Annotated in this window: 21 protein-coding genes and 1 tRNA gene; 13 read left to right on the forward strand and 9 right to left on the reverse strand. The window is 70.3% G+C overall.

Annotated elements, in window-relative coordinates:
- Window positions 1-47: 47 nt before the first annotated feature.
- The 4 genes from BLT67_RS11340 to BLT67_RS11355 all read right to left on the reverse strand — a co-directional run bounded on the left by BLT67_RS11340 (window position 48) and on the right by BLT67_RS11355 (window position 3,788).
- Complete coding sequence (locus tag BLT67_RS11340) at window positions 48-2,261, reverse strand: heavy metal translocating P-type ATPase (RefSeq protein ID WP_092667648.1); 2,214 nt, start codon at window positions 2,259-2,261, stop codon at window positions 48-50.
- A gap of 219 nt (window positions 2,262-2,480) precedes the next feature.
- Window positions 2,481-2,816: a heavy-metal-associated domain-containing protein gene (locus tag BLT67_RS11345; protein ID WP_092667116.1), complete on the reverse strand. Its 336-nt coding sequence runs from the start codon at window positions 2,814-2,816 to the stop codon at window positions 2,481-2,483.
- Between the two features lie 43 nt (window positions 2,817-2,859).
- Window positions 2,860-3,156 carry a metal-sensitive transcriptional regulator gene (locus BLT67_RS11350; RefSeq protein WP_092667117.1) on the reverse strand — a complete coding sequence of 99 codons (297 nt, stop codon included), beginning with the start codon at window positions 3,154-3,156 and terminating at the stop codon, window positions 2,860-2,862.
- Window positions 3,157-3,194: 38 nt separating this feature from the next.
- Window positions 3,195-3,788: a TetR/AcrR family transcriptional regulator gene (locus BLT67_RS11355; RefSeq protein WP_172802015.1), complete on the reverse strand. Its 594-nt coding sequence runs from the start codon at window positions 3,786-3,788 to the stop codon at window positions 3,195-3,197.
- A 120-nt stretch (window positions 3,789-3,908) separates the two neighbouring features.
- On the opposite strand from BLT67_RS11355, the gene BLT67_RS11360 reads away from it, so the two are divergent.
- A complete protein-coding gene (locus tag BLT67_RS11360) occupies window positions 3,909-4,112 on the forward strand; it encodes a DUF1918 domain-containing protein (RefSeq protein WP_231945486.1) in 204 nt (67 codons plus the stop codon).
- Between the two features lie 98 nt (window positions 4,113-4,210).
- Here BLT67_RS11360 and BLT67_RS11365 read toward each other — a convergent pair.
- The 3 genes from BLT67_RS11365 to BLT67_RS11375 form a co-directional block, all read right to left on the reverse strand.
- Window positions 4,211-4,283: transfer RNA gene (locus BLT67_RS11365), tRNA-Arg, on the reverse strand.
- A 43-nt stretch (window positions 4,284-4,326) separates the two neighbouring features.
- The gene (locus tag BLT67_RS11370) at window positions 4,327-4,965 is read right to left on the reverse strand and encodes an A24 family peptidase (RefSeq protein WP_092667119.1); all 639 of its coding nucleotides are present in this window, start codon (window positions 4,963-4,965) and stop codon (window positions 4,327-4,329) included.
- Between the two features lie 42 nt (window positions 4,966-5,007).
- Window positions 5,008-5,643: an acyl-CoA-like ligand-binding transcription factor gene (locus tag BLT67_RS11375; RefSeq protein ID WP_092667120.1), complete on the reverse strand. Its 636-nt coding sequence runs from the start codon at window positions 5,641-5,643 to the stop codon at window positions 5,008-5,010.
- Window positions 5,644-6,335: 692 nt separating this feature from the next.
- Here BLT67_RS11375 and BLT67_RS11385 point away from each other — a divergent pair.
- From BLT67_RS11385 to BLT67_RS11425, 9 genes are all read left to right on the forward strand, one after another.
- Window positions 6,336-6,527 (forward strand): Flp family type IVb pilin, encoded by a 192-nt coding sequence (locus BLT67_RS11385; RefSeq protein WP_092667122.1) that lies wholly within the window; start codon window positions 6,336-6,338, stop codon window positions 6,525-6,527.
- A gap of 76 nt (window positions 6,528-6,603) precedes the next feature.
- Entirely contained in the window at window positions 6,604-6,993 is a 390-nt protein-coding gene (locus BLT67_RS11390) for a TadE/TadG family type IV pilus assembly protein (protein WP_092667123.1), read from the forward strand.
- Window positions 6,990-8,009 carry a Tad domain-containing protein gene (locus BLT67_RS11395; protein WP_157674345.1) on the forward strand — a complete coding sequence of 340 codons (1,020 nt, stop codon included), beginning with the start codon at window positions 6,990-6,992 and terminating at the stop codon, window positions 8,007-8,009. The genes BLT67_RS11390 and BLT67_RS11395 overlap by 4 nt, the downstream gene beginning before the upstream one ends.
- Before the next feature lie 4 nt (window positions 8,010-8,013).
- On the forward strand, window positions 8,014-8,742 hold the full coding sequence (cpaB, locus tag BLT67_RS11400) for a Flp pilus assembly protein CpaB (RefSeq protein WP_092667125.1): 729 nt from the start codon (window positions 8,014-8,016) through the stop codon (window positions 8,740-8,742).
- Complete coding sequence (locus BLT67_RS11405) at window positions 8,739-9,908, forward strand: AAA family ATPase (protein ID WP_092667126.1); 1,170 nt, start codon at window positions 8,739-8,741, stop codon at window positions 9,906-9,908. The genes cpaB and BLT67_RS11405 overlap by 4 nt, the downstream gene beginning before the upstream one ends.
- Window positions 9,905-11,362: a CpaF family protein gene (locus BLT67_RS11410; protein ID WP_092667127.1), complete on the forward strand. Its 1,458-nt coding sequence runs from the start codon at window positions 9,905-9,907 to the stop codon at window positions 11,360-11,362. The genes BLT67_RS11405 and BLT67_RS11410 overlap by 4 nt, the downstream gene beginning before the upstream one ends.
- On the forward strand, window positions 11,359-12,288 hold the full coding sequence (locus BLT67_RS11415; RefSeq protein ID WP_197674418.1) for a type II secretion system F family protein: 930 nt from the start codon (window positions 11,359-11,361) through the stop codon (window positions 12,286-12,288). Before BLT67_RS11410 ends, BLT67_RS11415 begins: the two co-directional genes overlap by 4 nt.
- A gap of 209 nt (window positions 12,289-12,497) precedes the next feature.
- Window positions 12,498-13,178: a type II secretion system F family protein gene (locus BLT67_RS11420; RefSeq protein ID WP_231945487.1), complete on the forward strand. Its 681-nt coding sequence runs from the start codon at window positions 12,498-12,500 to the stop codon at window positions 13,176-13,178.
- Window positions 13,179-13,214: 36 nt separating this feature from the next.
- Window positions 13,215-14,006, forward strand: coding sequence for a transglutaminase-like domain-containing protein (locus BLT67_RS11425; RefSeq protein WP_092667130.1), 792 nt, complete (start codon window positions 13,215-13,217; stop codon window positions 14,004-14,006).
- A 163-nt stretch (window positions 14,007-14,169) separates the two neighbouring features.
- Here BLT67_RS11425 and BLT67_RS11430 read toward each other — a convergent pair whose 3' ends face one another.
- Entirely contained in the window at window positions 14,170-14,781 is a 612-nt protein-coding gene (locus BLT67_RS11430; RefSeq protein ID WP_157674346.1) for a hypothetical protein, read from the reverse strand.
- A gap of 61 nt (window positions 14,782-14,842) precedes the next feature.
- Between BLT67_RS11430 and argS the strand changes: the two genes are divergently transcribed.
- On the forward strand, window positions 14,843-16,501 hold the full coding sequence (gene argS / locus BLT67_RS11435; protein WP_092667132.1) for an arginine--tRNA ligase: 1,659 nt from the start codon (window positions 14,843-14,845) through the stop codon (window positions 16,499-16,501).
- Window positions 16,502-16,586: 85 nt separating this feature from the next.
- On the opposite strand, the gene BLT67_RS11440 is transcribed toward argS, so the two are convergent.
- Complete coding sequence (locus BLT67_RS11440) at window positions 16,587-17,360, reverse strand: DNA-3-methyladenine glycosylase (RefSeq protein WP_172802017.1); 774 nt, start codon at window positions 17,358-17,360, stop codon at window positions 16,587-16,589.
- A gap of 100 nt (window positions 17,361-17,460) precedes the next feature.
- Here BLT67_RS11440 and lysA point away from each other — a divergent pair, with 100 nt between their 5' ends.
- Together lysA and BLT67_RS11450 are read left to right on the forward strand one after the other, a co-directional pair.
- Window positions 17,461-18,879 (forward strand): diaminopimelate decarboxylase, encoded by a 1,419-nt coding sequence (gene lysA / locus BLT67_RS11445; protein WP_092667133.1) that lies wholly within the window; start codon window positions 17,461-17,463, stop codon window positions 18,877-18,879.
- Window positions 18,876-20,171 carry a homoserine dehydrogenase gene (locus tag BLT67_RS11450; protein WP_092667134.1) on the forward strand — a complete coding sequence of 432 codons (1,296 nt, stop codon included), beginning with the start codon at window positions 18,876-18,878 and terminating at the stop codon, window positions 20,169-20,171. Before lysA ends, BLT67_RS11450 begins: the two co-directional genes overlap by 4 nt.
- Window positions 20,172-20,180: the final 9 nt, after the last annotated feature.

The raw sequence follows: 20,180 nt of genomic DNA on the forward strand, positions 1-20,180 counted from the left end.
GCCCCCTCCGCTGATCGAGTAGGCCGGCGCAGCCGGCCGTATCGAGATCACACGGTCGGCCGGAACCCCCGCAGCGTCAGCGAGTGCAGCACGACGAACACGCTCGAGCAGGCCATCGCGATCCCGGCGATGAGCGGACTCAGCAGCCCTGCCATCGCGAGCGGGATCGCCGCGACGTTGTACGCGAAGGCCCAGAAGAGGTTGACGCGGATCGTCCGCAGCGTCCGCCGCGACAGCGCCACCGCATCCGCCGCCCCCGCGAGGTCGCCGTGCACGAGGGTGATGTCGGCGGCCTGCTGCGCAGCATCGGTGCCCGTGCCCATCGCGAGGCCCAGGTCGGCGGCCGCGAGCGCGGCCGCGTCGTTGACGCCGTCCCCTGCCATCGCGACCTTCGCGGCACGGCCCCGCACGGTCCGCTCCTGCTCGGCGCGCACCGCCCCGACCTTGCCGGCGGGCGTGACGCCCGCGACCACGCGGTCGATGCCGACCTCGTCGGCCACGGCCCGCGCCGCGCGCTCGTGGTCGCCCGTGAGCATCACGACGTCGATGCCGAGCCGCGCGAGCCGAGCGACCGCGGCGCGGCTCGTCGCCTTCACGGTGTCGCGCACGGAGACGACCGCGCGCATCCGCCCGTTCCAGGCGACGGCGAGCGCGGTCGCGCCCTTGGCCTCCGCCGCCTCGAACGCCGCGGTGAGCTCGTCGGGCATCGCGACGCCCCAGTCGGCGGCGAGCCACGCGGGCTTGCCGACCTGCACGGCGAGGCCGTCGACGAGCCCGGTCACGCCGGCGCCGACGGCCGCCCGCACCTGCTCGGCCACGACCGCGGCGCGCGCCGGGGCGCCGGCCGGCACCGACGCATCCGCTGCTTCGACGGCCTCGACGATCGCGCGCGCGATCGGGTGCTCGCTCGCCCGCTCGACGGCCGCGGCGATGCGCAGCGCGGCGTCCGCGTCCTCGCCGTCAGCGGCCGTCACGGCCTCGACGCGCATGCGGCCCTCGGTGACGGTGCCGGTCTTGTCGACGAGCATCGTCGTGATGCCGCGGCTCGATTCGAGCACGCGCGCGTCGCGGATGAGGATGCCGAGCTGCGCACCGCGGGTGGTGCCTGCGAGAAGGGCGGTGGGGGTCGCGAGGCCGAGCGCGCACGGGCACGCGATGATGAGCGTCGCGACCGCGGCCGTGAACGCTGCGACGACGTCGCCGGTGAGCAGCAGCCAGCCCGCGAGCGCGAGCGCCGAGAGCACGAGCACGGCCGGCACGAAGAACTGCGAGACGCGATCGGCGACGCGCTGCACGTCGGCCTTGCCCTCCTGGGCGCGCTCGAGCAGCGACGCGATGCGGCTGAGCTCGGTGTCGGCGCCGACGCGCGTCGCCTCGACCACGAGCATGCCGTGGCCGTTGATCGTGGCGCCGGTCACCTCGCTGCCGACGGTCACCTCGATCGGCAGCGACTCGCCCGTGAGCAGCGACGCGTCGATCGCCGAGGCGCCCTCGACGACGACGCCGTCGGCCGCGATCTTCTCGCCCGGCACGACGCGGAAGCGGTCGCCGACGACGAGCTCGCCGACCGGGATGCGCGACTCGACGCCGTCGCGGATGACGCTCGCCTCCTTCGCGCCGAGGCGCGCGAGGGCGCGCAGCGCCTGCTGGCTCGAGCGCTTGGCGCGGTGCTCGATCACGCGGCCGGCGAGCAGGAAGACGGTCACGATGGCCGCGACCTCGAGGTAGAGCTCGTCGCCGTGGCCGCCGAAGAGCTGCAGCTCCATGCGCATGCCGATGCGGCCCGCGTCGCCCCAGATGAGCGCCCACAGCGACCACCCGAGCGCGGCGAGCACGCCGAGCGAGACGAGCGTGTCCATCGTCGCGGCGCCGTGGCGCAGGTTGACGGCCGCGGCGCGGTGGAACGGCCACGCGCCCCACAGCGCGATCGGCAGCGTGAGCGCGAGCACCATCCACTGCCAGCCGGCGAACTGCAGCGCGGGCACCATCGACAGCACCGCGACGGGCACGCCGAGGGCTGCGGATGCGATGAGGCGCGTCACGAGGCCGCGCCCGGCGGCGTCGTGGTCGCCGTCGGCCGCGGGCGTGGGCACCGCGGCGGTGTAGCCCGTCTGCTCGACGGTGCGGATCGCATCCTCGACCGTGAGCCCCTGGGGCAGCGTGACGTGCGCGATCTCGGTGGCGTAGTTGACGCTCGCCTCGACGCCGGGCAGCTTGCCGAGCTTGCGCTCGATGCGCCCCGCGCAGGAGGAGCAGGTCATGCCCCCGATCTCGAGGTCGATGACGGTGGGAGTGCTCACGCGCCCACGATACCCCCCAGGGGTATCACGCGCAATGCGGCGACCGTCGGCCGAGAATCGCCCGCCCACTCCCGCCGGTCGAGGAGCGCCCGGCCTCCGGCCGGACGCGTCACGAGACCCACAACCTCAGGCACGACGAAGCGCCGACCCCCACAGGGATCGGCGCTCCACCAGCGAGCCTCAGTCGACCAGCGAGTACCCGGCCTCCGAGACTGCGGCGCGCACGTCGTCGATGCGCAGCGGCGCGTCCGAGGCGACGGTCACGGTCGAGCGGCCGCCCGCGACGAGCTGCACGTCGACGCCCTCGACGCCCGCGAGGCCCGAGATCTCCTCGGTGACCGACGAGACGCAGTGGCCGCACGTCATGCCCTCGACGGCGAACGACTGCGTCACGCCCGTCTCGGTCGCGCTGGCCGCGGCGCCCGCGTCGGTCGAGCAGCAGCCGCCGCCGCAGCAGCCGCCTGCTTGCTCGGTGCTGTCGGTGGGCGTGGAGATGATCTCGATGGGCTGGATCATGGGGGGCCTTTCGATCGGTCGGTCGGATGCGGGGGATCGGTGGTCAGGAGCGCACGAGCCGCGCGATGGCGGCGCTCGCCTCGCTCAGCTTCTGCTGCGCGACGGGGCCGCCGGTCTCGGCGGCTTCGGCGACGCAGTGCGCGAGGTGATCCTCGAGCAGCTGCAGCGCGACGGTCTCGAGCGCCTTCGTGGCGGCGGAGACCTGGGTGAGGATGTCGATGCAGTAGGCGTCCTCGTCGACCATGCGCGCCACGCCGCGCACCTGGCCCTCGGCCCGGCGCAGGCGCTTGAGCAGCGCATCCTTGTCGGCCATGTAGCCGTGCGGCGCGGTGGTGGTCATGCGACGATGATACCCCCGAGGGGTATCGACGGCAACGGTCAGGCCGCGAGCGCGTCGATGTGCTCGGGCGTGGCCCAGCCGCGCCACATCGCGGCGAGCAGCGCGTCGTAGAGCGCGTCGGCCTCGTCGGCGGGGTAGTGGCCGAGCAGCTCGAGGGCGATGAAGCCGTGCACGCCGGCGAAGATCATGCGGGTCGTGGTCTCGGCATCGCCGTGCAGCACGCCCTGCTCGATCGCCGAGGCGACCGCATCCTGCAGCGGCTGCGTCGTCGTGTCGCGCGCCTCGGCGATGGCGGGGGAGGCGTTCGTGCGCCCGAAGACCACCTGGAACATCGCCGCGTGATCCGCCGCCCAGCTGCGGATCGCGTGCGCGAGCGCGACGATGCGCTCAACGGGCGAGCCGTCCGCGACCTCCTCCTGCGCCTCGACGAACGAGCTCGCCGCGCGCACCGTGATGGCCTCGAGCAGCTCGCCGCGCGAGCCGAAGAGCGAGTACACCGCTGAGGTCGAGGTGCCGACGGAGGCGACGAGCGGCCGCAGCGAGAAGTCAGGGCCTTCGACGGCCATGAGATCGGTCGCGGCTTCCAGCAGGCGCTGGCGCAGGTGCTCGTCGTGGAGGCGGGGTCGTCCCATGGCGGTAAGCATACGGCGTTTTGCGCGCGGCGAAGCGCTGCGGGCGCGGCTCATCAGTCGCGTGTCTTCCGGCTGCCGGCGCCACTCCCTTGCCAACCCTCGCCGCCGCGAGCATGGTGGATGCGGGAGGTGGTGGCGATGCAGGCGAAGGCGGGCGACAGGGTCGTCGTCGAGGGCAGCGCTGTCGACAAGCCGCGGCGCGAGGGCGAGGTGCTCGAGGCGCGCGGCGAGGGCGGCGGGCCGCCGTTCTTCGTGCGCTGGGAGGACGGGCACGAGGGGCTGCTGTTCCCGGGGCCGGATGCGCATGTGATCTCGGGCGGGTGAGGAGCGTCGAACTCTTCCCAGAGATGAGCTCGGGCCCGGGACGGGCCGACGAGCACGTCGCGCGCGAGCCCCGAAGGGCCTCGCGCAAGCGTGCGACGTGCCCCCAGTAGGATTCGAACCTACGGCCTTCTGCTCCGGAGGCAGACGCTCTATCCCCTGAGCTATGGGGGCCGGGCTGCGCGAGGCAGCGGCGACCAATCTATCACCGCGCGCGCTACGCGCTGACCGCTCCGACCGCCAGTCCCGCCCAAGCGCCGACGAGCATCCACGGGCCGAACGCCAGATCCGACTTGAGCGAGACGCGGCGCGTGGCGACGAGCAGCAGCGCGACGACCGCGAAGACCGCGAAGCCGCCGAGCATGCCCCAGAGCACCGCGCGCCAGCCGAACCAGCCGAGCGCGAGCCCGAGCACGAGCGAGAGCTTCACGTCGCCGAGCCCGAAGCTCTGCGGCGCGATCCAGCCGAGCGCGAAGTAGATGACCCCGACGATCAGCATCGCCGCGAGCGCCCACCCGAACCGCGCCCACTCGCCGGTCGCGACCGCCGCGACCAGCAGCATCCCGAGCACTGCACCGGTCGTCGGCCAGACGATCGCATCCGGCAGGCGGAACACCGCGAGATCGACGGGCACGAGCAGCGCCGCGCCGATCGCGAGAGCGCAGAGGGCCAGCAGCACGGCCCAGTGGTCCGCGATCAAGGCGGCGCCGGCCCCCGCCACGGCGCCGATCGCTGCTGGCACGGCGCGGTGCAGCCAGCGCGAGTCGCTCTCGGCGATGCGCCGCGCCCAGGGCGTCAGCAGCCACGCGGCCACCGCGCAGAGCACGGCGGCGAGGGCGATCACGAGGGGCGGCATCGGGCCGATGCTATGGCACCGGCGGCTCGCCGCCGCGGAGGCTCAGGCCACGTCGGGGGAGAGGCCGGCCTCGAGCTCGTCGAAGGCCTCGTCGACGAGGTCGGCGATCGCGCCGGCGTCGCCGCCGGTCGTGTCCCACACCCGGATCGCGGTCTTCACGGCCGTGCTCGCAGCACCGGCGATCAGTCGCGGGTAGGGCGCGGTCTCGGCGTCGGTGCCGGTGCGCTCGGCGATCGCGATGCGGATCGCGTCCTCGAGCTCGTCGTACTGCGCCATGCGGTGGGGCAGCAGCGCGGGGTAGCGCATGATGAGCTCTTCCTTCGCCTTGAGCGCCTCGAGCTGCTCCTTGCCCCACGCGCGGATGGCGGTGGTCATCACCGAGCGCAGCGAGCGCAGCGGCGTCTCATCGGCGGGGCGCTCCTCGAGGCCGTGCAGCAGCTCGACGGGCGCGTTGTTGCGCGCCGCGATGATCGCCGCCTCCTTCGAGGTGAAGTAGTTCGACACCGTGCGCGGCGACACGAACGCGCGGTCGGCGATCTGGTCGATCGTCACGCCCTCGAGGCCGTGCTCGATGGTGAGGTCGAACGCTGCGTCGGCGATGGTGCGGTGGGTGAGCGCCTTCTTGCGCTCACGCAGCCCGGGCCGCGGGTGCTCGTCGGGGGTGCTGGTCTCAGGCATGGGGGATCACCGTACCCAGGAGACACCGAGCGCGAGCCATGCGGATGCTGTGGCCGGCGCAAGGCGGCGGGTCGCAGGAGCGTGCATGGCGGGCCCGATCTCGAGTTTAGGGTGCCGGGGCACCGATGGGTGCGGAGCTCGACTCGTCCCCGCGTGCTGATCTTCTTGCGAAACGCCGTTATAGTCAAGTCATCTTGCGCAAATCAAAAGGTTGCCGTCTCGGCAACTCAGTTCCTGAGCGCTTCCTTGGCTTCCTGGTCTTGCCTGCGGTACGGAGACGCGGCCAGTGTCTGAGCGATCAGACGCGGGAAGGAATTGAACGTGATCGGAGCTTCGGAACCCGATGGCAACCGGCAGGCTGCCGGTGGCGCGCAGGCCGACAGAGGGGCGGTCGCTACCGAGTACGCCCTGATCGCGACGCTCATATCAGTTGCTGTCCTGGCAGCGGTGGCCCTTCTCGGCGAGGAGGTACTTGCTCTTCTCGGCGGCGGTCTCGATGCGGCGGCGCGCGCGTTTACTACGCGTGGCGAGGGCTGACACACCGGAATCGCGTAGTTAAGCGAATCTTGGGGATGCGGAATCTTGCGTCCTGAGCAACGGGCATGAAAGCATCATCGTCGTCGGCCCACCAGGGTCGGCATCCCTCAAGCACCGGAGTCCCCAGCTCTGGGCCTGTTAGATAGGAAACCTCCATGCTCGCATTCCTCGTTGCGGCTCAGACCTTCGTGGCTGACCGATTCGACAAGAAGAACGACCGCGGCGCGACCGCTGTCGAGTACGGCATCATGGTCGCCGGCATCGCGATCGTCATCATCGTCGCCGTGTTCGCATTTGGCGGCCAGCTGCGCGACCTGTTCGCCGGCCTCGACCTCACCCCCGCCTGAGTCGTGAGACGTGTGGCGCTCGGACGTTGTGCCGAGCGCCACACCCGTCTCGTAGTCCGTTGCGGTCGGAGTTAGCATGTCAACGAATCCCCGTGATCGCGGGGCAGCGGCGGTCGAGTTCGCGCTTGTGCTTCCAATCCTGCTCCTGCTGACCTTCGGAATCATCTCTTTTGGTTACGCCTTCCACGTCCAAACCTTGCTGGACAACGCGGCACGGGATGCCGTGCGGGTCTACGTACTCTCCGACGGAACTCCTACTCAGGCGATGACGGCCGCGCGCGACCGGGCCGCCGCCTCGGTCGCCGGCACCGCGGCGCAAGGCGCGGTGCTCCAACCCATCGCGGCGTGTTCCGCTGGCGGGAACGTCCGTGCCGTCGTCACACGCACGAACGTGCCCCTCTTCGGCGGCGTGTTCGGCACGTCACTGACACTTGAAGGATCGGGGACGATGAGATGCAACGGATGAAGCGGGAACGCAGGGACCGCGGCGCTGTCGCGGTCTGGGTGGCAATCCTCCTCGTGCCGCTGCTGGCTATGGCGGCACTTGCCATCGATGTCAGCGCGGCAAACGCCGATCGACAGCGTCTTCAGCACGGCGCGGACGCCGCGGCGCTGGCGGTGGCTCAGCATTGCGCGGTTCGAGCTTGCACGGGCACAGCCGCAGTCGCGGCGTCTCTTGCAACGGCGAACAACCCCATGGGGGGGGCCGCGCGAATCGAAGATCTCGACGTCGACCCCGCACGCGGTTGGGTCGAGGTTGAGACCGCATCCGACCGCGATTTCTGGTTCGCGCCCATCATCGGCATCGACGACGCAGAGCTCACTGCTCGATCGGCGGCCTCCTGGAACCAATACCCGGTCCGTGGGTCGCACCTGCCTCTTGCGATCTCCTGGTGTGAGATCGCCCATTGGGCTCGGCTCGGCGCGTCTGACGTACTTCGCGACGCAACGGGGAATGTGGTCGGTCTCAACATCCCTGCAGCCGCAACCAATGTGGTCCTCTTCAGCAAGGGCAACAACAGCGACTTCCACAACTGTCCCGTGGGCACCAACCCCAAGGGACCCAACGGCACCGCTCCTCCGGGCGGGTTCGGCTGGCTCACAACCTCGTCGCCTTGCACGGCGACGACGGGCGCCGGCGGCTGGTTCGATTCCCGTCCGGGCCGCACGCCGACCTGCAGCGATGCGGAGCTTCGAGCGATGATCGGCCAGACCGTTCTTGTTCCGATCTTCGACGAGACCCGAGATTCTGGCGCGAACGCACAATATCGGGTCTTCGGATACATCTCCTTCACTCTGACCGGTTACAAGAACAACAAAGGCAGCGCGGGGACGGGCACGTCCTCATGCCATAACAACGACGATTGCATCGCGGGAACGGTGCAGCGGTACGTCGATCTCGACTCCGGATTCGAGACGAGCCCGACCGGGCCGCGACTTGGCTCGACGAGCGTCGAGCTTCGGATCCCTACTGGAGGGTGAACCCATGATCCGGAGGCTCATCGTGGCCCTGGCCGCGCTCCTGGTCGCTGCAGTCGGCGGCGTCCTGACCTTTCTGTATGCCAGCGCGGCGGATTCTCGAGCGATGGAGCGAATGAGCCCCACCGAGGTGCTCATGGTCGCCGAACCGATCAGTGAAGGCTCTGCTGCAGAATCGCTCGCTCGCTCGGTCCTTGTTTCGGAGATCCCTTCTGCGGCCGTAGTGCCGGGCGCGTTGACCGACCTCGGGGACGTGGCGGGGATGGTGACCACTACGGACCTGCAACCGGGGGAGCAGCTACTCTCATCGCGTTTCGCTGCGCCCGAGGATCTCGATCGGGCAGTCGAGGTGCCCGAAGATCTGCTCACGCTGTCGCTCCAGCTCGAGCCGAAGCGCGTCATAGGCGGAGAGTTGCGCCCCGGCGATACCGTCGGTGTGTTCATCTCCGCTACGGTGCGCACGGATGGCGGCGAGATAGATCAGACGCACCTGATCCTTCATAAGGTGCTCGTCGTTGAAGTCGTAGGCGCCGCGTCTGTGGATACCAACGAAGACGGCGAGGAAGTTCAGCAGGCAGTCGCCGACACGCTGATGGTGACCTTGGCGCTCTCGCCGGCCGATGCTGAGCGCGTGGTATTCGGTCACGAGTTCGGCTCGGTGTACTTGTCGCTCGAGAGCTCGACGGTGCCGGAAGAGGGCACCCGCATCGTGACGGTCGAGGAGGCTTTCGAGTGAGCAATGTCTTGCTGACGAGCGACTCCGCGGACTTGAGGAGCAAGGTGCTCGAGGCGGCGGAAGGCAGATGCATCGCGCTGCCAGGTCACACGCTCCCGAGTGAGCCGGCCGACCTTCTGGCCCAACTGCAGCACGAGTCACTGCCAGACGTCATCGTGATCGACGCAAGTCGCGCGGCCGAACCCGCGCTCGCGTTGGCTGCTCGATTGGACGCGTATCTGCCGGGTACCGCCGTCATGCTCCTCGGGGACCCCCGGGAACTTGCGATGCCGGCCATGCGCGCGGGGGTGCGCGACGTGCTGGCGCCCGAAGTTGACGTCGCGGCTCTGCGTGCTGCGCTGGAGCGTGCAGCAAGCGCCGCAATCGCTCGGCGAGCACCGAGCGACCCGAGTTCGCCAGGCGGGCGCGCGCCCGCGAGGGTGATCTCAGTGCTCTCGCCAAAGGGCGGTGCGGGGAAGACAACCGTCGCGACTAACCTGGCTATCGGTCTCGCGGAACTCGTTCCAGGAGGCGTGGTCCTTGTCGACCTCGACCTGCAGTTCGGCGACGTCGCGACCGCGCTTGCGATGGAGCCTGAGTTCACGCTCGATGCCATCGTGCAAGGCCCCGCGCTGCGCGATCCGATCGCGCTCAAGACCCAGCTTGCGCAACACTCGTCCGGCTTGTACGTCATCGCTGCGCCGGAGGACCCAGCCGCCGCTGAAGCCGTCGATGCGGGGCAGGTCGGGTCACTCGTCGGGATGCTCGCATCGCAGTTTCGATTCGTCGTCTTGGACACGGCGGCGGGCCTGGAGCCGAGAACGCTGTCGGCACTGGACCACACCACCGACCCCGTGATGCTGACCACCTTCGACGTTCCGGGGGTGCGCGGCCTCCGCAAGGAGATAGCGACGTTGCGGGAACTCGGCATGCTGCCGGGCTCTCGTCAGGTCCTGCTCAACTTCGCCGACCCCAAGGGAGGCCTATCCGTCGCCGACGTGGAAGCGACGATCCGGTCGGCAGTCGATATCACCATCCCCTTCTCTCGAGCGGTGACACACTCGCTCAATACGGGAGAACCCCTGCTCATGCAACGGCCTGGCGACCCCGTGGCGAAGCAGCTCCGCAAGTTGCTAGCGGCGTACGTTGCTCCGCCTACCGGTCGAGGTCGCAAGGGCCGACGATGACGAGTCTTGCAAGCCGGCTCGCGGCGCGGGGTGAGGAGTCGGATTCCAAGTCCACCGCCACGGAACAGCCCGCAACTCGACGTGCGCGGCGCGCCGCCGAGGAACTGGCCCAGCTCCCAGCAAAGACGCCTGCCGATGCCGACCGCCTCGAGACGCCGACAGGTCAGGGTGACGGCCACGACGCGCTCGTGCGCGTGAAGGAGCGTGTCGCCGAGGCGCTCTACTCTCACATCGGGACGCGTCTCAACGACCCGAAGCTGTCCGAAGAGCAGTTGCAAGCGATCGTGAGGGACGAGCTCAACAGCATCGTCGAGGCGGAGCAGGCTCCTCTGACCGGGGAAGAGCGGCAGCGGCTGATCAACGAAGTCCGCGACGATGTGCTTGGACTGGGCCCCCTGCAACGCCTCATGGACGACCCGTCCGTGACAGAGATCATGGTCAACGGACCCGACAACGTCTACGTCGAGCGCGGCGGCAAACTGACACGGGCAGCCGTGCGCTTCACGTCAGAGGAGCAACTGCGCCGGGTGATCGAGCGGATCGTGACACGAATCGGTCGACGCATCGATGAGTCGTCGCCCATGGTCGACGCCCGCCTCGAAGACGGCTCGAGAGTCAACGCGGTCATTCCGCCGCTTGCGTTCTCCGGCTCGACGCTGACCATCAGGCGCTTCTCGACGGACCCGTTCAAAGTGCCGGATCTCATTCGCTTCGGCACGTTGACCGTCCAGATGGCGCACCTGTTGCAGGCATGCGTCGAGGGCAAGCTCAACATCATCGTCTCGGGAGGCACAGGGACCGGAAAGACGACGCTGCTCAATGTGCTGTCGTCGTTCATCCCGCCGCAGGAGCGCATCATCACTATCGAAGATGCCGTCGAACTCCAGTTGCAGCAGGAGCACCTAGTGCGTCTGGAGTCTCGACCGAGGAACACTGAAGGCAAGGGCGAAGTGACGATCCGAGATCTCGTGCGCAACTCACTCAGAATGCGGCCAGACCGCATCGTCGTGGGCGAGGTTCGCGGCGGAGAGACGCTCGACATGCTGCAGGCGATGAACACGGGTCATGACGGGTCGCTGTCGACCGTGCACGCGAATTCTCCCCGCGACGCTGTCGCACGCTTGGAGACCCTAGTACTCATGGCCGGGATGGAGCTGCCGCTGCGGGCCATTCGGGAGCAGATCGCTTCGGCGGTCGACGTCATCGTGCAACTCACCCGCTTGCGCGACGGGTCGCGCCGCGTCACCGCGGTGACGGAAGTGGTCGGTATGGAGGGCCAGATCGTAACGCTGCAAGATGTCTTCGTCTTCGACTTCGCGGCCGGGCAGGATGCGAACGGCCGGTTCCTGGGATCGCCCATCGCGACCGGCGTGCGTCCCAAGTTCACTGAGCGCCTCCATGACCTGGGCGTGAGTCTGCCGCCGGGCATGTTCGACGTGCCGAGGACGCTGTGACGATCATCGCGATGGCGGCCGGCGCCGTCGCGCTGGGAGTTGGCGCCGCAGTCGTGGTTGCCGCCGACCCAGGGCGCGAGAGGCTTCCCCGGGAGCGCAGACGACCGCCAGTGCGGGACGGAGACGGAGCTTTGGCCGGAGCGGCGGATGCCGCGACCACGCTCGTCGGAAGAGTGCTCGCGGGTCGTTCGGGCGCGCTCGCCAACCGTCTCGATCTTGCAGGCATCCGCACCAAGCCACAAGACTTCGCCTTTCTGATCGGCGTGCTGGCTGTCGCGGTGCTCGCTGCCACGCTGCTCCTGGGCGCCGGCTGGCTGTCCGTGATCGCGGCCGCAGCAAGTCCCGTGGTCGCCATGCTGTTCCTCAATATCCGCATCGCTCGGCGGAGGGACGCATTCGCGACCCAGCTCGACGGCACCTTGCAATTGCTGGCTTCGAGCTTGCGGGCTGGATACAGCACGATGCAGGCGCTCGGTTCGGTCGCGCAGCAGTCGGAAGAACCCAGCGCAAGCGAGCTTGCTCGGATCGTCAACGAAGCACGCATCGGGCGCCCCGTGGTGGCCGCTCTCGAGGAGGCAGCGGACCGCATGGCGAGCGAAGACTTCCATTGGACGGCGCAGGCGATCGCGATCAACAGAGAGGTGGGGGGCAGTCTGGCCGAGACTTTGGACGGAGTCGCCCATACCATCCGCGAACGAGGGCAGATCCGCCGGCAAGTGAAGACGCTGAGTTCTGAAGGCCGGCTGTCCGCCGTGATCCTCATGGCCCTGCCCTTTGGAGTAGCGGGCTTCCTGATGATCATCAATCCCGCTTACCTGGCCCCGCTGTTCGCGTCCGGTCTCGGCATCGCGATGCTCGCTGGTGGTGCTGTTCTGATGGTCGTTGGCGGGATCTGGCTGTACAAGACCGTGGAGATCAAGTTCTGATGCCTGGCGACTCTCTATTTCTCATCTCCGCGCTGGTGGCGGTGGGCGCTGGGTCCCTGGTAGTCGTCCTCGACCAAACCGCCTTCCGAGGACGGTCCAGCATAGTTCGCAATCTCCATCGAGGTGACAGAGCGGTAGTCGATGAGCGAGTTGCAGAAGGCGCTGGAGGTTTGCCGCACCTGGCACGCAAGCTGACGCCGCCGCCTCTCGTGACCCTGCTGGCCCGCCAGCATGCGAGGGCGGGACGACCCGCGGACTGGACGCTCGAACGTCTTCTCGTGGTGAAGATGCTGGTCGTTCCGCTTGGCGCGGCGCTCGTCGCGATCGCCGGCCTCACCGGCCAGGACTCGGTGCTCGTCTTGGTACTTGCACTCGCCTCTGTGATCGGCTACTTCCTTCCCGACCTGCTGCTGCTCAGCCGCGGGCAGGAGCGGGATCAGCGCATTCAGCTGGAACTCGCCGACACACTCGACCAGATGACGATCGCGGTCGAGGCCGGGCTGGCGTTCGACGCCGCCATGTCCAGGGCGGCCGCGAATGGAAAGGGCGCACTGGCTGAAGAATTCACTCGCACCCTGCAAGACATCCGAATGGGAGTTTCACGGGCGCAGGCTTTCAAGGAGCTCGGAGAGCGGAACGAGGTGCCAGACCTGCGCCAATTCGTGCGCGCCATCCTGCAAGCGGACGCATTCGGAATCTCGATTGGCGATGTCTTGCGGACTCAAGCCGCAGAGATGCGGCTCAAGCGGCGGCAGAGGGCGGAGGAGAAAGCGCAGCAGGTTCCGGTGAAGGTGGTGTTCCCTCTCATCGTGTGCATCTTGCCGGCGCTGTTCATCGTGATCATGGGGCCGGCGGTCATCAACATCATGTCGGCGTTCAGCAACGTCTGAGCGACGCGCCGCAGCGCTCGTGGGAGAATCGGCGAGATGCGCACCGCCCACGCCACGTTCTCCATGTCGCTCGCGGGCGCTACAGACTTCACGCTGTTGGTGCTGCCAGCCGGCGCGTACGCATCCGATGACCGGATCTCAGTCGCCGTCGGAGGCGAAGCAGTCGACTGGCAGCTGCTGCCCGGCGCGCACGACACTCAACAGCTCATCTTCACTGCCCCGGCTGGAGCGCTCGAGGTCGAGGTCGAGACTTCGCTGCAGGGGCTCGAGCGGCCGATCGCGCACGGCGATCCGGCTCGGTACCTCGAGGACTCGCGCTACGTCGAGGCGAGTGCACTGAGGGGGTTCGTCGACGAGCGGTTCGGTCGCGCGAGCGGTTTCGAGCAGCTCGACGCGATGCGCAACTGGATCGCGCGCAGCTTCACGTACGCCCCTGCCCTGTCGGCGATCGACGACTCCGCGGTCACGACGCTGACGAAGCGCGGCGGCATGTGCCGCGACTACGCCCACGTGATGATCGCGCTTGCGCGCGCTGCCGGCGTGCCCGCCCGGTACGTCGGCGTCTACGCGCCGGGGCTCACCCCGCCCGACTTCCACGCGGTGGCCGAGGTGTTCGTCGACGACGACTGGTGGGTGGTCGACCCCACCGGCCTCGCGCCGCGGGGGAGTCTGATCCGCATCGCGACCGGCGCGGATGCGCTCGAGACAGCGTGGGCGACGACGACGGGGAACCCCGTCACGTTGACGTCGCTTCGTGTGCGAGCGAGCGATGACGCGCTGCCGGAAGGGGCGGTCGATGATTCGCGGGAGCGGTATCGCATCCTGTAGCGATGGGTCTCGTGGCGGGTGCGAGCTCCGCGCGCGCCCTCCTCGACCGGCGAGGGGGCGGCGGTCCCGGGAGAGGTCGGCTGCGCCGCGCCCGCCTCGACCGGCTTAGGGGCGGCAGGTCTGGATACGACGGCCGTCGGCCGTCTACTCGACCAGCGAGCGGTCAGTCGAGGTTGCCGGCGACCTCGTCGAGGACCGGCTGCGCGTCGCGCAGCTCGGCGAAGTAGATCGAGGCTGCGCTCACTACGGCGCTGCCGTTGGTCGAGGTCGCGACGCCCTCGCCGCCGACCGTCTCGAACTCGGGCGCGCTGAAGTTGCCCATGCCCTGGAGCACGCCGATCACGAGCCGGTCCGAACCCGTCACGTGCTGGTACGCGCACACCGTGCCGCCCGCATCCGCGATGTCGGCGATCACGCCGGGCAGGTCGCCCGCATCCGTCGTCGGTGCGAAGTTGGGGTTGAAGTCGTAGAGCTGCGCGGCGGTGAACACGTCTGCGCACGCGAGGTCGCCCGCGACGGGCGGCGTCGTCGGCTGTGCCGAGCCGCTGGGGGCGGGGCTGTCGTCGGGCGTCTCGCTCGCGCCCGGCTGCTGCGTCGGCTCCGACGAAGCGCTCGTCGACGGCTCGGCGGAGTCGGTCGGCGCGAGCACGCCCGGCTCTCCGCATCCCGTCAGTGCCAGCGCGGTCGCCGCGACGACCATCGTGGCGGGCCAGATGCGGCGGGCACCGCCCTGACTCACACGGTGACGACGGATGCGCAGGCTGGGGCTCGACATGCAGCCAGACTAGGGCGCACCGGCGACGATCTCTGATAGCCGCGCGGACTAGAATCGAAGGATGCAGCCCTCTGATCTCTCTGCCGCCGTGCTCGCCGCCGTCCGCTCGGCGGTCGGGCGACGAGCGGCGGATGTCGAGGTCGGCGAGGGCGACATCGTGCTCGAGCGCCCGCGCAACCGCGACCACGGCGACTGGGCGACGAACGCCGCGATGCGCTTCGCCAAGAAGGCCGGCACGAACCCGCGTGAGCTGGCCGAGGAGGTCGCGGGCGAGCTCTCGGGCGTCGAAGGCATCGAGCGTGCCGACGTCGCGGGCCCCGGCTTCATCAACCTGACCCTCGCGGCGGGCGCCGCGGGCGAGCTCGCCCGCACGATCGTCGAGGCGGGCGACGCGTACGGCGCGGGGGAGACCCTGGCCGGCGTGAAGATCAACCTCGAGTTCGTCTCCGCGAACCCGACCGGCCCGATCCACATGGGCGGCACCCGCTGGGCCGCCGTCGGCGACAGCCTCGGCCGTGTGCTCGAGCGCCAGGGCGCCGACGTCACCCGCGAGTACTACTTCAACGACCACGGCGGCCAGATCGACCGCTTCGCGCGCAGCCTCGTCGCGGCCTTCCGCGGCGACCCCACGCCCGAGGACGGCTACGGCGGCGCCTACATCGCCGAGATCGCCCGCCAGGTCGACGACGGCTACGACGGCGACCTGCTCGACCTCGACGACGAGGCGCTGCAGGAGACGTTCCGCGAGCGCGGCGTCGCGCTCATGTTCGAGGAGATCAAGCGCGACCTGCACGAGTTCGGCGTCGACTTCGACGTCTACTTCCACGAGCACCAGGTGCAGTCCGACGGCTCGGTCGAGCGCGCCATCGAGGTGCTGCGCGAGCGCGGTCACGTCTTCGAGGAGGACGGCGCGCTCTGGCTGCGCACCACCACCTTCGGCGACGACAAGGATCGCGTCGTCATCCGCTCGAACGGCCAGCCCGCCTACTTCTCGGGCGACATCGGCTACTACCAGAACAAGCGTGACCGCGGCTTCGAGCAGAACATCATCATGCTCGGCGCCGACCACCACGGCTACGTCGGCCGCATGATGGCGATGTGCGCGGCGTTCGGCGACGAGCCGCACCACAACCTCGAGATCCTCATCGGCCAGATGGTCAACCTGATGCGCGACGGCCAGCCCGTGCGCATGTCGAAGCGCGCCGGCACCATCGTCACGATGGAGGACCTGGTGGATGCGGTGGGCGTCGACGCGGCGCGCTACGCTCTCGTGCGCTCGAGCGCCGACACCCCGCTCGACATCGACCTCGAGCTGCTCACGCAGCGCACGAACGACAACCCCGTCTACTACGTGCAGTACGCGCACGCCCGCATGTCGGCCGTCGGCCGCAACGCCGCCGCCGCGGGCGTCGAGCGTTCGGAGTTCGACCCGTCGCTGCTCGACCACGCGACCGAGTCGGCGCTGCTGGGCGCGCTCGCCGACTTCCCGCGCGTCCTCGCGCAGGCGGCCGAGCTGCGCGAGCCGCACCGCGTCGCGCGCTTCGCCGAGGAGCTCGCGGGCCTCTACCACCGCTGGTACGACGCGTGCCGCGTCACCCCGCAGGGCGAGGAGGAGATTACGACGCTCCACCGCACGCGCCTGTGGCTCAACGACGCGACCGGCCAGGTGCTGCGCACGGCGCTGTCGACCGTGGGCGTCTCGGCGCCGGAGCGCATGTAGTCAACCGCGCGCAGACGCGGCCAACGGTGTCGCGGTCGAAGAAAGAATCCGCCGCGTCGCGCACGCATCAGCGACTCGCGAGGGGCTACGACCGCTTGCGCGGTGCCGCCGGCCGGTACGCCGAGACGCTCGGCTCGCCTGGGATCCAGAAGCGCCAGGGGTAGGCGGATGCGTCGCCGCCGGGGCCGCTGACGCCGACGCGCGGGCCGGTGGTGTGCGGGGGCGGCGTCGGGGCTGGTTCGAAGGACCAGGTGACGGGTGGTCTCGATACGGCGGCTGCGCCGCCTACTCGACCAGCGCGGGGCGCGGTGAGCTCGGCGCGGGCTTGCGGGTCTAAGCGATCAGGGTGCGGAGCTGGTCTCGTGACGGGTGCGCCTGCGGCGCGCCCTCCTCGACCGGCGAAGAGGGGGACGAGGGGGGCGCCGTCGTCGGCGAGGGTCGCGCCGAGCGCCTGCGCGACGTTGCCGGGGCCGCGCGCGAGCTCGCCCGCGATGCGGGTCGAGCGTCGCACGTGCCGCCGCTCGGCCGCGAGATCGTGCCCCTCGACCACTGACCCGGCGCGCACGAGCACGCCCCAGCCGAGGCCCTCCGGCCCCGCGACGATGTTCACGGCGTGGTGCATGCCGTAGGTGAAGTAGCAGTAGACGTGTCCGCCGGGGCCGAACATCGTCGCGTTCCGCGCCGTCTTCCCCCGGAACGTGTGCGCGCCCGGGTCGTCGCTGCCGCGGTAGGCCTCGACCTCGGTGAGGCGCAGCGCGACGGTGCCCGCCGCATCCGCCCGCCGCAGCACCCCGCCGAGCAGCAGCGGCGCGAGCTCGAGCGGGTCGCGCTCGAACCAGGTTGCGTCAGGGGTCAGCACGCACCGCACGGTATCTGACCGTTCCGTAGGATGGTCACAGCGCCACAAGCGCCGACGCCGCCTGCACACCAGGCCACCACCCCCTTCGGACGGAGTCCCCGTGCCGCACCCGCTTGCCCCCCAGCTGCCCGACGTAGCCGACGCGAACGCGCTCGCCCACGGGGTCTGGCCGGCGAGCGCCGAGCGCGTCGACGGCGCGCTGCACGTCGGCGGCGCCGACCTGCGCGAGATCGCGCAGCAGCACGGCACGCCCTTCCTCCTCGTCGACGAGACCGAGGTGCGCGACCGCGCCCGCCGCATCCGCACCGCCTTCGACGCGGCGTTCGCGCCCGAGCGGGGCGCCGCCGGCGTCGACGTCTACTACGCCGGCAAGGCGCTCCTCACCGCCGACATCGCCCGCTGGATGCGCGCCGAGGGCCTGCGCATCGACGTCTGCACGGGCGGCGAGCTCGCCCTCGCGCTGCGCGCGGGCGTCGAGCCGGAGGCGATCGGCTTCCACGGCAACAACAAGTCCGAGCTCGAGATCGAGGCGGGTGTCGCCGCCGGCATCGGCACCTTCATCATCGACTCGGCGATCGAGGCCGAGCGCATCAGCGCCGCCGCCGCCCGCGCCGGCCGCGCGCAGCGCGTGCGGCTGCGCATCTCGGTGGGCGTGCACGCCTCGACCCACGAGTTCCTCGCGACGAGCCATGAGGACCAGAAGTTCGGCATCCCGCTCGCCGAGGCGCCCGCGGTCGTCGCGCGCATCCGCGAGCTGCCGGGCCTCGAGCTCGTGGGCCTCCACACGCACATCGGCTCGCAGATCTTCGACGCCGACGGCTTCGCCGAGTCGGCGCGCCGCATGCTCGCGCTGCACGCCGAGCTGGGCGGCGACGACCCGCTGCCCGAGCTCAACCTCGGCGGCGGCTTCGGCATCGCCTACACCGCCGCCGACAGCCCCGAGCCGATCGAGGCCATCGCCGAGGGCCTCGCGGATGCGGTGCGGGCCGCCGCCGCCGAGCTCGGCGTCGCGGTGCCGCGCATCGCGATCGAGCCGGGCCGCTGGATCGTGGGGCCTGCGGGCGTCACCGTCTACGAGGTCGGCACGATCAAGCCCGTGCGGCTCGCGGAGGGCACCCGCACCTACGTCTCGGTCGACGGCGGCATGGCCGACAACGCGCGACCCGCGCTCTACGACGCGCAGTACTCCGCGCGCATCGCGAGCCGCGCATCCGACGCCGAGCCGATGCTCGCGCGCGTCGCCGGCCGCCACTGCGAGTCGGGCGACATCGTCGTCGACGCCGAGTGGCTGCCCAGCGACGTCGCGCCCGGCGACCTGCTCGCCGTCGCGACGACCGGCGCCTACTGCCACTCGCTCGCCTCGAACTACAACGCCGCGCCCCGCCCGCCGGTGCTCGCCGTGCGCGACGGCGCCGTGCGCACGCTCGTGCGCCGCGAGACCATCGACGACCTCCTCGCCCGCGACGCCGGCCTCGACGCCGGCCTCGTCGCCGAGAACCCAGGAGCCGCATCCGCATGAACCACTACCGCTCCCTCCGCATCGCGCTGCTCGGCGCCGGCAGCGTCGGCTCGCAGGTCGCGCGCCTGCTCATCGAGCAGCAGCACGAGCTCGCCGCCCGCGTCGGCGCGCCGCTCGAGCTCGTCGGCATCGGGGTGCGCGACGTCGACGCGAAGCGCGACGTCGAGCTGCCGCGCGAGCTGCTCACCGACGACCTCGAGACGCTCGTCGCGGGCGCCGACATCGTCGTCGAGCTGCTCGGCGGGATCGAGCCGGCCCGCACGCTGCTGCTCGAGGCGCTCGCCGCAGGCGCCGACGTCGTCACCGCCAACAAGGCCCTCGTCGCCGCGCACGGTCCCGAGCTCTTCGAGGCGGCGGCGGTCGTCGGCGCGCACGTCGCCTACGAGGCGGCGGTCGGCGGCGCGATCCCGATCATCCGCCCGCTCGAGCAGTCGCTCGCCGGTGACCGCGTCACGCGCGTGATGGGCATCGTCAACGGCACGACCAACTTCATCCTCGACCGCATGCACACCGAGGGCTCGTCGCTCGAGGACGCGCTCGCGACCGCGACCGCGCTCGGCTACGCCGAGGCCGACCCGACCGCCGACATCGAGGGCTTCGACGCCGCGAGCAAGGCGACGATCCTCGCCTCGCTCGCCTTCCACACCGAGGTGCCCGCCGACCAGGTGCACCGCGAGGGCATCACGGGCGTGACGGATGCGATGGTGCAGCAGGCCGAGCGGGGCGGCCGGGTGCTCAAGCTGGTCGCCATCTGCGAACGGGTCGCGGGGGAGGACGGCGCCGACCGCGTCTCGGCCCGCGTGCATCCCGTCTCGCTGCCGGGCACGCATCCGCTCGCCGCCGTGCACGAGGCGATGAACGCGATCTTCGTCACCGCCGAATCGGCGGGCGACCTCATGTTCTACGGGGCGGGCGCCGGTGGCCCCGAGACCGCCTCGGCGGTGCTCGGCGACCTCGTCTCGATGGCGCGCCGGCACGTGGCCGGTGGCCCCGGCATGCCCGTCTCGACGCACGCCAACCTGGGGCTCGCGCCCTTCGCCGACGTGCTCGCGCGGCACGAGCTCGCGCTCACGGTCGCCGACCGGCCGGGCGTGCTCGCCCGCATCGCCGGGCTGCTCTCGGAGCACGGCGTCTCGGTCGAGTCGGTGCGGCAGGATCCGAGCGACGGCTCGGCCTCGCTCGTGCTCGGCACCCACACCGCGAGCGAGGGGCGCATCGCATCGGTGCTCGAGGCGCTCGAGCAGCAGGACGACGTGGAGCGGATCGACAGCGTGATCCGGCTCATCGACTAGGAGGACCAG

Source organism: Agrococcus carbonis (assembly GCF_900104705.1).
GTDB lineage: Bacteria > Actinomycetota > Actinomycetes > Actinomycetales > Microbacteriaceae > Agrococcus > Agrococcus carbonis.

Coding starts and splice junctions, on each gene's coding strand:
- BLT67_RS11340 (WP_092667648.1), bottom strand. CDS start 2,261: ATGACCTGCTCCTCCTGCGCGGGGCGCATCGAGCGCAAGCTCGGCAAG.
- cpaB (WP_092667125.1), top strand. CDS start 8,014: ATGATCCGGAGGCTCATCGTGGCCCTGGCCGCGCTCCTGGTCGCTGCA.
- BLT67_RS11355 (WP_172802015.1), bottom strand. CDS start 3,788: ATGGGACGACCCCGCCTCCACGACGAGCACCTGCGCCAGCGCCTGCTG.
- BLT67_RS11390 (WP_092667123.1), top strand. CDS start 6,604: ATGTCAACGAATCCCCGTGATCGCGGGGCAGCGGCGGTCGAGTTCGCG.
- BLT67_RS11375 (WP_092667120.1), bottom strand. CDS start 5,643: ATGCCTGAGACCAGCACCCCCGACGAGCACCCGCGGCCCGGGCTGCGT.
- BLT67_RS11450 (WP_092667134.1), top strand. CDS start 18,876: ATGAACCACTACCGCTCCCTCCGCATCGCGCTGCTCGGCGCCGGCAGC.
- BLT67_RS11345 (WP_092667116.1), bottom strand. CDS start 2,816: ATGATCCAGCCCATCGAGATCATCTCCACGCCCACCGACAGCACCGAG.
- BLT67_RS11425 (WP_092667130.1), top strand. CDS start 13,215: ATGCGCACCGCCCACGCCACGTTCTCCATGTCGCTCGCGGGCGCTACA.
- BLT67_RS11360 (WP_231945486.1), top strand. CDS start 3,909: ATGCGGGAGGTGGTGGCGATGCAGGCGAAGGCGGGCGACAGGGTCGTC.
- BLT67_RS11430 (WP_157674346.1), bottom strand. CDS start 14,781: ATGTCGAGCCCCAGCCTGCGCATCCGTCGTCACCGTGTGAGTCAGGGC.
- argS (WP_092667132.1), top strand. CDS start 14,843: ATGCAGCCCTCTGATCTCTCTGCCGCCGTGCTCGCCGCCGTCCGCTCG.
- BLT67_RS11410 (WP_092667127.1), top strand. CDS start 9,905: ATGACGAGTCTTGCAAGCCGGCTCGCGGCGCGGGGTGAGGAGTCGGAT.
- BLT67_RS11385 (WP_092667122.1), top strand. CDS start 6,336: ATGCTCGCATTCCTCGTTGCGGCTCAGACCTTCGTGGCTGACCGATTC.
- BLT67_RS11395 (WP_157674345.1), top strand. CDS start 6,990: ATGAAGCGGGAACGCAGGGACCGCGGCGCTGTCGCGGTCTGGGTGGCA.
- BLT67_RS11350 (WP_092667117.1), bottom strand. CDS start 3,156: ATGACCACCACCGCGCCGCACGGCTACATGGCCGACAAGGATGCGCTG.
- BLT67_RS11370 (WP_092667119.1), bottom strand. CDS start 4,965: ATGCCGCCCCTCGTGATCGCCCTCGCCGCCGTGCTCTGCGCGGTGGCC.